The organism is Clostridium aquiflavi (assembly GCF_031344075.1).
Classification (GTDB): domain Bacteria; phylum Bacillota; class Clostridia; order Clostridiales; family Clostridiaceae; genus Clostridium; species Clostridium aquiflavi.
Window position 1 is genome coordinate 15,418 of record NZ_JAVJAN010000042.1, and the last position, 12,481, is coordinate 27,898.

The 12,481-nt window shown below is 26.2% G+C and carries 15 protein-coding genes; 13 read left to right on the forward strand and 2 right to left on the reverse strand.

Going from position 1 to position 12,481, the window contains the following annotated elements; genetic code table 11:
• Nucleotides 1-215: 215 nt before the first annotated feature.
• The 5 genes from RGC78_RS13670 (at nucleotide 216) to lplA (ending at nucleotide 4,284) form a co-directional block, all read left to right on the forward strand.
• Entirely contained in the window at nucleotides 216-386 is a 171-nt protein-coding gene (locus RGC78_RS13670) for a (2Fe-2S)-binding protein (RefSeq protein WP_252216689.1), read from the forward strand.
• Between the two features lie 310 nt (nucleotides 387-696).
• Nucleotides 697-1,125, forward strand: a complete 429-nt coding sequence (locus RGC78_RS13675) for a MarR family winged helix-turn-helix transcriptional regulator (RefSeq protein WP_252216686.1) — start codon at nucleotides 697-699, stop codon at nucleotides 1,123-1,125.
• Between the two features lie 103 nt (nucleotides 1,126-1,228).
• Complete coding sequence (locus RGC78_RS13680) at nucleotides 1,229-1,582, forward strand: carboxymuconolactone decarboxylase family protein (protein ID WP_003373813.1); 354 nt, start codon at nucleotides 1,229-1,231, stop codon at nucleotides 1,580-1,582.
• A gap of 91 nt (nucleotides 1,583-1,673) precedes the next feature.
• Nucleotides 1,674-3,374, forward strand: a complete 1,701-nt coding sequence (lpdA, locus tag RGC78_RS13685; protein ID WP_309556816.1) for a dihydrolipoyl dehydrogenase — start codon at nucleotides 1,674-1,676, stop codon at nucleotides 3,372-3,374.
• Nucleotides 3,367-4,284, forward strand: a complete 918-nt coding sequence (lplA, locus tag RGC78_RS13690) for a lipoate--protein ligase (RefSeq protein ID WP_309556817.1) — start codon at nucleotides 3,367-3,369, stop codon at nucleotides 4,282-4,284. Before lpdA ends, lplA begins: the two co-directional genes overlap by 8 nt.
• Nucleotides 4,285-4,569: 285 nt before the next feature.
• Here lplA and RGC78_RS13695 read toward each other — a convergent pair whose 3' ends face one another.
• Nucleotides 4,570-5,154, reverse strand: a complete 585-nt coding sequence (locus RGC78_RS13695) for an NAD-dependent protein deacylase (protein WP_309556826.1) — start codon at nucleotides 5,152-5,154, stop codon at nucleotides 4,570-4,572.
• Between the two features lie 101 nt (nucleotides 5,155-5,255).
• On the opposite strand from RGC78_RS13695, the gene RGC78_RS13700 reads away from it, so the two are divergent.
• The 4 genes from RGC78_RS13700 to RGC78_RS13715 all read left to right on the forward strand — a co-directional run bounded on the left by RGC78_RS13700 (nucleotide 5,256) and on the right by RGC78_RS13715 (nucleotide 8,213).
• The gene (locus RGC78_RS13700) at nucleotides 5,256-5,609 is read left to right on the forward strand and encodes a hypothetical protein (RefSeq protein ID WP_309556818.1); all 354 of its coding nucleotides are present in this window, start codon (nucleotides 5,256-5,258) and stop codon (nucleotides 5,607-5,609) included.
• A 4-nt stretch (nucleotides 5,610-5,613) separates the two neighbouring features.
• Nucleotides 5,614-5,799: a hypothetical protein gene (locus tag RGC78_RS13705; RefSeq protein WP_309556819.1), complete on the forward strand. Its 186-nt coding sequence runs from the start codon at nucleotides 5,614-5,616 to the stop codon at nucleotides 5,797-5,799.
• Nucleotides 5,800-5,998: 199 nt separating this feature from the next.
• On the forward strand, nucleotides 5,999-7,222 hold the full coding sequence (locus RGC78_RS13710) for a hypothetical protein (RefSeq protein ID WP_309556820.1): 1,224 nt from the start codon (nucleotides 5,999-6,001) through the stop codon (nucleotides 7,220-7,222).
• Complete coding sequence (locus RGC78_RS13715) at nucleotides 7,188-8,213, forward strand: toll/interleukin-1 receptor domain-containing protein (RefSeq protein WP_309556821.1); 1,026 nt, start codon at nucleotides 7,188-7,190, stop codon at nucleotides 8,211-8,213. Before RGC78_RS13710 ends, RGC78_RS13715 begins: the two co-directional genes overlap by 35 nt.
• A gap of 41 nt (nucleotides 8,214-8,254) precedes the next feature.
• On the opposite strand, the gene RGC78_RS13720 is transcribed toward RGC78_RS13715, so the two are convergent.
• Nucleotides 8,255-8,992, reverse strand: a complete 738-nt coding sequence (locus tag RGC78_RS13720; protein ID WP_309556822.1) for an NAD-dependent protein deacylase — start codon at nucleotides 8,990-8,992, stop codon at nucleotides 8,255-8,257.
• A gap of 295 nt (nucleotides 8,993-9,287) precedes the next feature.
• On the opposite strand from RGC78_RS13720, the gene RGC78_RS13725 reads away from it, so the two are divergent.
• From RGC78_RS13725 to RGC78_RS13740, 4 genes are all read left to right on the forward strand, one after another.
• The gene (locus RGC78_RS13725; RefSeq protein WP_012449521.1) at nucleotides 9,288-9,839 is read left to right on the forward strand and encodes a Uma2 family endonuclease; all 552 of its coding nucleotides are present in this window, start codon (nucleotides 9,288-9,290) and stop codon (nucleotides 9,837-9,839) included.
• Between the two features lie 190 nt (nucleotides 9,840-10,029).
• Complete coding sequence (locus tag RGC78_RS13730; RefSeq protein ID WP_309556823.1) at nucleotides 10,030-10,926, forward strand: helix-turn-helix transcriptional regulator; 897 nt, start codon at nucleotides 10,030-10,032, stop codon at nucleotides 10,924-10,926.
• A gap of 67 nt (nucleotides 10,927-10,993) precedes the next feature.
• Nucleotides 10,994-11,449, forward strand: coding sequence for a GyrI-like domain-containing protein (locus RGC78_RS13735; RefSeq protein WP_309556824.1), 456 nt, complete (start codon nucleotides 10,994-10,996; stop codon nucleotides 11,447-11,449).
• A 387-nt stretch (nucleotides 11,450-11,836) separates the two neighbouring features.
• The gene (locus RGC78_RS13740; protein ID WP_309556825.1) at nucleotides 11,837-12,328 is read left to right on the forward strand and encodes a MogA/MoaB family molybdenum cofactor biosynthesis protein; all 492 of its coding nucleotides are present in this window, start codon (nucleotides 11,837-11,839) and stop codon (nucleotides 12,326-12,328) included.
• The last annotated feature ends 153 nt before the right edge of the window (nucleotides 12,329-12,481 follow it).

The window sequence follows — 12,481 nt, forward strand, 5'->3', positions numbered from 1 at the left end:
GCAAGGTGTTTATATATGCATAAGTAAAAATGGACTGAGTTCAATTACAATGCCACTTTCACCTATTGCATATATAAACACACATTTAAAACGAGTAAATAAATATTATTAATTAATAATATTTACTATTGAAATTTTGTGTAGTATGTATTAAAATTAACTCACAGGAAATTATTCTTGTAATACAAAAGATTATTGTTAAGGGGAATAGAAAAATGGATATGAATGAAGTAATATGTGGATGTGTTGGAGTTACAGCACAAGATATAAAAGATGCTATGAACAATGGAGCTACTAATTTAGAAGAAGTACAAGAAGCTACTAACGCAGGTACATGCTGCGGCGGCTGTATTGAGAAAATAGAAGGAATAATAATTGCGAAATAGTTCTATTTTAGTAAAGTGTTGATATATGCATAAACAAGTAGACTGAATGATGAAATTTTACTTATTGCATATTTCAAGATTTATAAAATTAGAGTTAAAAAATATAGGGTATGTTTTCACTTTAGAAAACATATCCTATATTTTTTATAGATTATTAACTGCTTAAATTGAAAATTTTTCAAGCATAATCATTAATAATTAAGTTGAATCATAATATGTTGAAGTAATAATTTTATGGAGAATTAGTTGCTCTTAATCTAAGGAGTATACTATAATTAAAGAATTGAAGAAAATCAAAGGATGTGGGGAAATGTATAATTTAGATGATTGCATTGGTTTCATAACTAATAAAGGGGCTAAAATACTTTCAGATGAATTTAACAGAAGGCTTCAGGAACATGATATGACTAGAGTTCAATGGATAGCATTATATTATATAGGTAAGACTAATGGTATTTTTCAGAAGGAGCTTTCTGATAACATGAGTGTTAAAGAATCTTCTATGGTAAGACTTATAGATCGTATGGAAAAAGATGATTTAGTTGAAAGAAGAAAAGAAATTAAAGATAGAAGAGTAACTAGAATATTTTTATCTGATAAGGGAAAAAAGTTAAGAGAAGAACTTATTCCATTGGGAGAAGAATTTCAGAGGGATGCAGTTAATGGTATATCAGAAGATGAACTAAATATTTTTAAAAATGTTTTAGAAAAAATGATAAATAATGTATGTAAATGTTGACAATACCACTTTGATGTGGTATTTTTTATACAAAGATACTTGCTATGCTAAGTATTGCTATGTAAAGTAATTTAGAGAATAGAATTATATGGAGGTTTTTATTATGAAAAAAGATGTTAGAGGAATGTTAAATGATTTTATGAATGGGTTAAATACGCTAGGAGAAACTAATGGTGCTAATGTTGAAGCATTTATGAATCTTCTTGGTACAAACTATGGAGATGGAGCTATTAGTAATAAGACAAAAGAATTAATTAGTGTTGGTATAGCTACATATAACAGATGCGAATATTGTATAGTATTCCATGCTTTTAAAGCTTTAGAAGCAGGAGCTACTAGAGAAGAAATAATGGAAGCAGCAATGGTTTCAGTTGCATTTGGTGGAGGCCCAACAATGGCTTATTCAGTAACATTATTAAAAGATTCAATTGATGAATTTGAAAAAGATTTTAAATAAGTAGTAATTGTATATAAATAAAAATATATGGGTTGTTCATAACATCTAATTGATTTTATGACAACCTTTTTACATAGAAGGAGAATTTAAGATGGATATAAGATTAGAAACATTATCTGGACATAATAAGTCTGCTAAAGTAGGAAAAATTAGTGTGACTGAAGGAGAGCAAGTAAAAAAAGGGCAGGTATTAATGCAATTAGAAACAAGCAAAGGAAATACACCTTTTAAAGCAAATTTTGATTTTAAAATAGATGAAATAAAAGTATCTGAAGGTAACGAAGTTGAGATTGGACAAATATTATTTCTAGCAACTGGAGAAAATATAAGTAGTAATAGTAATACTCCTAAGGTTGATTATTTTGGTTCTATGCTTAAGGGAAAAAAAGAAAATGTTACAGCTGATTTAACAATAATAGGGGGAGGTCCAGGAGGATATGTTGCAGCTATTTATGCAGCTAAAAAAGGATTAAATACTGTTATTATCGAGAAAGAAAATCTTGGTGGCACTTGTTTAAATGTAGGATGTATTCCAACAAAAGCATTTGTAAAATCATCTGAAGTATTTCATAATGCATTAAACAGTGAAGAGTTTGGATTTACTATTGATAATATACAAGTTGATATGAAAAAAGTAGTAAAAAGAAAAGATGATGTTAAAGGAAGACTTGTTAATGGAATAGAGTATCTTCTAGAAGCAAATGGCGTAAGAGTTATAAAAGGAGAAGCTTCATTTTTAGATAATAAAAATATTATTGTAAAAAAGGGTAAAGATGAGTATACAGTAGATTCTAAAGATATAATTATAGCAACTGGATCTAAAATTTCAAATATTAATATTAAAGGAATTAATATGCCATTTGTTTTAAATAGTACTACTGCATTAAGCAATGAAAAATTACCTGAGTCTATAACAATAATTGGTGGTGGAGTTATAGGTATGGAATTTGCATTCATTTACTCTAACTTTGGAGTAAAGGTAAATGTAGTTGAATATGCAGATAGATTATTGCTAATGATGGATAAAGATATTTCTGAAGAGATAAAAGACATTGCAACTGATAAAGGAATTAATGTCTATACAAGCTCAAAAGTTACAGAGATTAAAAAATCTGAAGATGGCCATGCTATTGTATCTTTTGAAAAAGATGAAGAAGAAAAATTATTAGTATCAGAAAATGTACTTGTAGCAATAGGAAGAGAGCCTAATATTGATGGATTAAATGTTGAAAATATAAATCTTGAATTAAATGATAATAGAAGAGGAATTAAAGTTAATTCTAATTTAGAAACAAATGTTGAAGGTGTGTATGCTATAGGAGATGTTAATAATATAATGCAATTAGCTCATGTTGCTTCACATCAAGGAATGCTAGCTGTTGATAATATATTAGGTCAAAATAAAGAAATGAGCTATGATCATGTACCAAATGTAATTTTCACAGTGCCAGAAATAGCATCAGTTGGAATGAATGAAGATAAGTGTTTAAAAGAGGAACTAAATATTAAGATAAGTAAATTCCCTTATTCAGCTAATGGTAAGGCTTTAACTATGGGAGAAGAAAAAGGATTTATAAAAATAATTAAAGATATTAATAATAATAAAATAGTTGGAGCATCTATTATTGGAGCAGATGCATCTTCATTAATTAGCACATTAACTTTAATTATTAAGAATAATATTAGTGAAGAGAAAATTTGTGAAACTATATTTGCACATCCAACTACAGGTGAAGTAATACATGAAAGTGCCTTAGGACTATCTATAGGAGCTATACACAATCATGAATAAAGTTATCATTTCAAAAGAGGTAGATCCAGCTTATAACTTAGCTTTAGAAGAAGAACTACTTAGAAATTTGAAAGATAATGAAAATATATTATATCTTTGGCAAAATGATAGAACTGTAGTTATAGGGAGAAATCAAAACCCATATTCTGAATGTAATTTAGATTATATGAAAGAAAACAATATTACATTAGTTAGGAGAATATCTGGTGGAGGAACAGTTTTTCATGATCTTGGAAATCTTAATTTTACTTTTTTAACTAAAGAGGTAGATGTGAATTTAGAAAAGCAGCTTAAAGTAATAATCGATGGAATTAAAAGATTAGGATTGGTTGCAGAAGTATCAGGAAGAAATGATTTACTTATAGATAATAAGAAATTTTCTGGTCATGCATTTTATTCAGAAGATGGAAACTATTTTCATCATGGAACTATAATGATCGATATAAATTTAAATGAACTTTCTAAAGCATTAAATCCATCTAAATTAAAATTACAATCTAAGGGAATAAAGTCTGTTAGAAGTAGAGTTGTTAATCTTAAGGATTTAGATAAAAAAATTGATTCTAATATTGTTAAGGAAGCTTTAATTAATGGATTTCTAAATGTATATGGAGAATTTGCAAATATAAAAGAATATAGCAAAAAAGATTACATTCCAAGTCATTTTCAAAAATATAATGATAGAAAGTGGAATTTTGGAGAAAGTCCTAATTACAATATAACTTTAGAAAGAAAATTTTCTATTGGAAATGTTGAAATTAATTTAGATATTGTTAATGGTATCATAGAAGATTGTAAGATATTCACTGATTCACTTATGTTAGTAGATTTAAACAAAATTCAAGAATGCTTAAAAGGAATTGAGTTTAATGAAGAAGTAGTAATTAAAATAATTGAAGGATATATGTGAATAGGCAATTCATATATACAAACAATTAAAATTAATGAATTTAATTTTATTGTTTAGAATAAAGATAAATTTTAAATTATAGGCTCTGTTTTAGCAGAGTGTTGATATATGCATAAGCAAAGTGGACGGAATAATTGAACTTATGAACACTAAAATGAGTATAGTCCCATTTTAGCTTGTTCCCAATATAAAATTGAGACAAGCAGTAAATGTGACAATACTCATTAAGGGTTCTAAAAGTCCAATTACAATGCCACTTCACCTATTGCATATATCAACACACATTTAAAATAGAGCTAAATTATTAACTGCTTCACTTAAAACTTTTCCAACAGAATCATTAATAACTAGATTAGCCTTTGAGTCAGCTGAAGTAGAACTTTTATTTATAAGAACAAGGTTTTTACCTCTAAAATAATCAATTAATCCAGCTGCTGGATAAACAATTAATGAAGTCCCTCCTATAATTAAGGTATCAGCTTTAGATATTGCTTTAATTGCACCTGTGATAGTATTATCATCTAATCCTTCCTCATAAAGAACAACATCTGGTTTAACACTTCCTTCACACTTTGTGCAAGTAGGAATTCCTTTTGATTCTAATATAAAATCTGAATCATAAAATGCATTACAATTAGTGCAATAATTTCTGTGAACAGATCCATGTAGTTCGAAAACATTTTTAGAACCAGCAGCTTGATGAAGACCATCTATATTTTGAGTAACAATAGCTTTAAGTTTGCCCATTTCTTCGAGTTTAGCGAGTGCTATATGTCCGCTATTTGGTTTAGCATCTGGATATATAAGTTTAGCTTTATAGAAGTTAAAAAATTCTTCAGGATGTCTAATATAAAGAAGAGTGCATAAAATATATAGCTGAGTTAACGGAACGCATAAATAAGAAAGAGAAGAACGATGTAACAGATTCTGTAATATTTGATTACTGTTGCCTTTGTTTTAGCTTACTTTATATGTTTGGACAAGATCATGTAGAAATAAAAAGTATAAAAAGTGATTATCAGGAAAGAATAAGAAATAAAAAAAGAGATGGATTTTTAAAAGGAATAATAGAGAAAGAATTTTTTAAATTTAGAAATCAGAGGAATAAAAATAAAGATAGATTTTATATAACAAGATGTATAGAATTTGAAAAAGGTAGAATACCATATATTTTTGTAATAGCTATAGGACAAGAGGTAACACATGAAAATGATTATACAAAATATTTGGATAATATAGGGGAAAAATTTTATGATGTTTTAACCAATGAGTTAAATTTAGTATATAATGATATTAAGGAAAAGAATGAATCAAAAGGAGCGTGATACTGTGAAAAAATTGATTGAAAGGTTTTTTAATAAAAGATATTTTGTTAGTAAGGAAACCAAAGAAAAAATTAAACTATTAAAATCAGTTGGTGTAGAGGTATCCGTCATTAATAAGAATTCAAAAGATGTAGATGGATATATGCTAGGAAAAATGAATGATAAATATTCTAAATATAGAATTGGATAAATAAAGAAGTAGTAATACTAATTAGTATACTACTTCTTTATTTATTGTAAGAATATAATGTTTTGTATATTAATAAAAATCTATACTAGTACTTTTAGAGCTTAATTAAAAATTATGTAAAAAAATAATATTTTATTAACATATACTTGAAAAAATGATAAAATGTACTTGTACAAATATGCTTTAGGAGAGGATTATAATGCAAAATAACAAAGCAAGAACAGAGGATATTTATTTGTTTGATAATACAATAGCAGTTAATATATATAGTGGTGATTTCGATAAATTGTTAACTAATCTTAAATTAAGAGGACAATATTTAGCAAGTAAGTATTATCCACAAAAAAAGATTGTTGACTTTATTAATGATAAAGTCATAAGCGGGGAAATAAAAAAAGAAGATCTAAATAAATTTTTACCTAATAAATTATCATATGGAAAACACAAGCAAGTATTTTACTATAAATTTAAAGAATCTTTTAATTTTGATAATAGTTTAAAAGGGGTATTAGATATACTAAGTAGAAATTATAGAGTTTCTACTTTAGAGTATAATGAACTTGCTTCAACATATTATCTTTATGAAAAGGGAGAAAATGAAGATATAGGATATATTAAAATCTTAAAAGAAAATAAGAAAAAAATTTTAAAACTTAGAGTTATAGTTGTAAAGAAAGTTAAGTATCGAGATAGAAATATTGATAAATTTGAAAACAGCTATTTTCCAATAGATATAGATTTTGAAAATAACTATCTTATAATAAAATCTCTAGTTAAAGATTATATAAAAGATCCAAATTACAAAGGAGAAAATATTGCTAATAAATTAGCAAAGAAATTTTTGCAAATATTCAATTTATCAAATATTGAGGATAAGTCAGGTAATCAAGAAATTTTATATAATATGTGTAATAAATTATTGAATGAAGTAATAGAAAAAATAAGTAAGTTAGGTATGGAAGATATTGATGATGATATTAATAAACTTGCAATTATTACTAAAAATAAAATAAAAAATAAGCTAAGTGTTGAAGAACAAAAATTACAATGTTTTGATGAGTTAACATTTCAAATAAGAAATATAATAGAAAATATGATTGTGCCTCTATGCTTGATTGATAATAAACAAATTGAAGGATTAATATCATATATTAAGTTTAGGGATAAAACAGCAGTAAAGGCAGTCTTAAAAACAAGAAGAAGAAAAGAAACTTTATTAGACTCAGAAGCATATTTAAATTTAAGACAAACATTAAAAAAGAGTAGATACATACAAAAAATAAGAGTTCTTTGGAATAAAGAAGACATATCATTATATTATGATGCAACTAGAGATGAATGTGTTGAAATACATTTTTATAGAAAAGTTTCAAGGGAGGATGTAGAATATGCAATTAGAAAATTTGAAGAAAATAGAAGTTGATTTTAATAAATGGAAGATTAGCAAAATTGATGGGGAATTATCATGTATTCAACCTCGAATTTTATGCAAGGAATTAAGTATAAGTGAGGAAGAAGCAGATGATTTTTTAAGTATATTGGTAAATAGGGGACATGCACTAAGAGTGTTTACAGGAAAATGTCCTAATAAAGAATGTGAAGAGGAGTTTTATATAGATAGTTCTCAAATGAATGAGAAATATGAATGCGATATTTGTGGAACTAGTTTTAAGATATCAGATGGTTCAGTCAAAGATATTGAGGTATATTATGATTTAATTGAAAAGAATAATAAAATAGAAGAAATTTCTACATCGGTAAATTACAAAGATAAATACTTCGGCCAGAATAGTAAAAAAAATAAAGAAAATGCAATGGATGTTGAATATTTCAATAAAGATAATGTTATACATATTCAAACAAATCAAGATATTAAAAATACTGAAAGTAAAAAAATTAGAAGTAAAGAATTATCAGTATTTATAAGTCATAATGAAAAAGATGATAAATTAGCAGAAGCTATAATTAAATTACTGGAAGCTTTAGGTATAAGTAAGAATATAAAGGATGGAAAAATTTTTTGTAGTTCTGCCAATAATAGAGGTGTTAGTATTGGAGAAGACATTTTTGAACAAATACGAAATAAATTTGATGATAATATAATAGTGTTATTTCTTTTTACAAAAAGGTTTTTTGAAAGTCCTGCATGTTTATGTGAGATGGGAGCAGCTTGGGTAAAATCAAAGAATGTAGTACCCTTAGTTATGCCACCACAAAAATTTGAGGATATAAAAGGAATATTTAATAAAAATATAAAAGGTTTTTTATTAAATGATGAAAAAAAATTTACTGAGTTAGTAGATTTCTTTATTCAAAAATTTAATTTACCTAGCATAGATTTTAAGGATTATGATGAAATTAAAAATTCTTTTTTTGAAAATATACAGATTTGTATGGAAAAGAATAACAATTAAAATTTAGATAAGCTATCTATTGGTTATAGATAGCTTCTTAATTATAAATTATTTACAGCTTCATTTAAAACTTTTCCAACAGAATCATTAATAATTAGATTAGCCTTTGAGTCAGCTGAAGTAGAACTTTTATTTATAAGAATAAGGTTTTTGCCTCTAAAGTAATCAATTAATCCAGCTGCTGGATAAACAACTAATGAAGTACCTCCTATAATTAAGGTATCAGCTTTAGATATTGCTTTAATTGCACCTGTGATAGTATTATCATCTAATCCTTCTTCATAAAGAACAACATCTGGTTTAACAGTTCCTCCACACTTTGTACAAGTAGGTACTCCTTTTGATTCTAAAATAAAATCTGAATCATAAAATGCATTACAATTAGTGCAATAATTTCTGTGAACAGATCCATGTAGTTCAAAAACATTTTTAGAACCAGCAGCTTGATGAAGTCCATCTATGTTTTGAGTAACAATAGCTTTAAGTTTCCCCATTTCTTCGAGTTTAGCTAAAGCTATATGTCCACTATTTGGCTTAGCATCTGGGTATATAAGTTTAGCTTTATAGAAGTTAAAAAATTCTTCAGGATGTCTAATATAAAAACTATGAGATACTAATTGCTCAGGTGTAAAAGTTACATTAAGTTTTTTATTAAACAAACCATTAGCACTTCTAAAATCAGGTATTCCAGATTCGGTTGACATTCCTGCACCACCAAAGAAGACTATGTTATTACTGTTTTTTAAAATATCTGATAATTTATCTATTTCAATACTCATAAAAATCATCTCCAAACTGTATTTATATATTTATTATTACACAATTTATTATAAAAATTAAAGAGATATGATTAAATAGTATCTATGATAAATTAGATTTCATTGATAATGAGTGAAGAATTTAATATAATTATGGTAGTAAATTAAACAAATGATAAAATGGATATAAAGCAAAAAATATAATGGTAAAATATTAAAATTTATATGTACTTTTAATTTATTTAAAAATGTAAGAAATAAGTGTACATTTGAAATAGTCTACAATGAAGAGGCTATCTAATAAGGAGGTTATTTTGTGAATTATGACTATGTAAATAATTATAGTGAAGAAGAATTCGAAGATATTCAGGCTCATTATGATGGAAAAGCAGAGTATGACAATGGTTTAATATTCTTAAGTTCAACAACATCAATAAAACATAATCAAATTAAACGAAATATTTTAACCGAACTTTCAATATATTTAAAAGGTTCAAAATGCCAAGCTTATGATGAACAAATAGAGGTAATCTTTAATTATAAAGATGATATTAGAAAATATAAACCAGATATTTTTATTATGTGTGAAGATGCAACTAAAAAAGGTGAAAGCTTTACTTCCACTCCAAAAGTAATATTTGAGATATTATCAAAATCAACTGCTAAATTTGATAAGGGGAGAAAATATGATACTTATGAAAGGTTTGGAGTATTAGAATATAACCTTGTAGAACAAACTGGTTTTATTGTCCAACATGCATTAATAGATGGGGCATATCAGATAGTTAATGTATATAAGAATAGTGATGAATATAGTTCAACTGTATTTTCAGATTTAAAAATAAATTTAACTGATATATTTGAATAATTTTTGTAAGTGTCTAGTTGTGAACTATCACTTGTCAAGTAGACAAGTGATAGTTCACAATTAGACGTTTTTTTATTATTACACAATTCACAATAAAAATTAAAGTAATATAGAAAATAGTCTGTATAACATTATGAATTTGAATGGTATAATTTGTATAAATAGATATATTTTTTAGTGAGGAAATTAAATGAAAATAGATAGATTATTTTCTATTGTAAATATATTAGTTAGCAAAAAGAGTGTTACTGCTGCCGAATTAGCAGAACAATTTAATGTATCTGTTAGAACTATATACAGAGATATTGAGATATTATCTACAAATGGTATACCAATTTGTTCAGCTCAGGGTAAAGGTGGAGGGCTTTCTATTTTAGACAATTATTCTATAGATAAAACCATATTGTCTGATAGTGAGCAGAAACAAGTACTTATGGCATTACAAAGTGTAAATGCTACAGGACAGATAAATGTAGATGATTCTTTTTTAAAACTAAGAAGTTTATTTAGGAAGGATGCAATTGATTGGATAGAGATTGATTTTTCAGGTTGGGAGCAAAGTGAAGAGGATAAAGAAAATTTTGAAATTATTAAAGATAGTATTATTAATTCAAAGGCAGTATATATTTCTTATTTTAGCAATAAAGGTGAGAGGTCAGAGCGTATTATAGAACCATATAAATTGATATTCAAAGGATATAATTGGTATATTTATGGATATTGCAGAAAAAGAAAAGATATGCGATTTTTTAAATTAACAAGAATAGAAAAAATAGAAATTTTAAAAGATACCTTTGTAAATACACCACCATTAAATATTAGTTATGATATGTCACCAAAGGAAGAATTAATTGAAGTGAAGCTTAAAGTACATATTTCCATGGCTTCAAGGGTTTATGATGAATTTAAAAATGGAAAAATTACTTTAGAAAATGATGAATTTTATATTATAGTAAGTGTTCCAAAAACTAAATGGTTATATGATTATTTTCTTGGTTTTGGAAATAGCCTTGAGATACTTAAACCTTTAGAGATGAGAGAAGAGCTTAAGAAAAAAGTAGAAGAAATTATAAAAAAATATTTATAATATGACACATAGATGTCAAGTTATGTTTGTTAATATTTGATTATCAAAGAAAGAGAGGTAATCAAATATGAATTATGAGGTTGTAAATTTAAAAGAAAAGAAAGTAGTAGGGGTAACTGCTAGGACAAAAAATTGTGATGATAATATGACACAGATAATAGGATCACTGTGGCAAAATCTTTATGAAGGTGGAGTATATAATACTATTAAAAATAAATCAAATGATAAAGCAATAGGTATTTACTCTGATTATGAAAGTGATGTTAATAGCGAGTATAGTGTTACGGTAGGGTGTGAAGTTAGTGATGCAGAAAATATAGGTGAAAACACTATAGTAAAAGTTATTCCAGCTGGAAAATATGCTAAATTTATTGTTCATGGACAAGTGCAACAAGCAGTTAATAACTTTTGGCAAGAGTTATGGAATATGAAATTAAATAGAAATTATAGATGTGATTTTGAGGAATATCAAAATTGTGATATGGAAAATGCAGAAATTCATATTTATATATCTGTTGATTAAAATAAGTTTTATATAAGTAAATTAGACTATGCTTTAAAACTGTGTCGATATTGTAGTATAAAGCAAATTCCAATGCCAGTTCGTCCTTATACTACAATATCAACATTCACCTAAAACATAGTCATAGATAAAGATAAGCTAAAGAGTTAAAACTAAATTCTTTAGCTTATCTTTATTAAGAATACTATTATATAATAGGCAGTTAATTTTAAAATATAGATATATTTAAAAAAAGACTTATAACAATGAATTCTATTAAGATTTTATAATTAAATATTTGGTAATTATGTATTTTGTTATGATATAATTTTTATAATGGTTAATTAGTTAGAATAGGGGGATATTACTAAAAATCTTTTGTAATAGATATTTGGGAGGTTTTGATTAATGTATACAGTTGGAATTATTACAAGTAGTGATAAAGGATATGTAGGCGAAAGAGAAGATAAAAGTGGAGCAGTAATAAAAGAAATAGTGGAAAATAATGATTTTGAAGTTGTAAGGCAAATAATTCTTCCTGATGATAAGGAGATGTTGTCAAAAGAATTTATGTATATGAGTGATGAACTTAATGTTAATCTTATTTTAAGTACAGGGGGTACTGGATTTTCTCCAAGAGATATAACTCCAGAGGCAACTAAGATAGTTATTGAAAGAGAAGCACCAGGGATATGTGAAGCAATAAGATATTATAGTCTTCAAATAACTAAAAGAGCAATGTTATCAAGAGCTATTTCTGGAATTAGAGGGAAAACGTTAATAGTTAATTTGCCAGGAAGTCCAAAAGCATGCAAGGAAGCATTGGATTTTGTGTTAAATGATATAAAGCATGGAATAGATATTTTGCTAGAAAAATCAAAAGAATGTGCAAGAAAATAGAGAATATAATAAGAAAATTTATTGAAATTAAGCTATATTTTTTAGTTATAGGGTTTTAATTTTAAAAAATGGCTATGTTTTAAAACAGTGTTGATATTGTAGTATAAAGCTCATGGACAGAGGAATTTACTTTAAGAACACTAAAATAAAGCT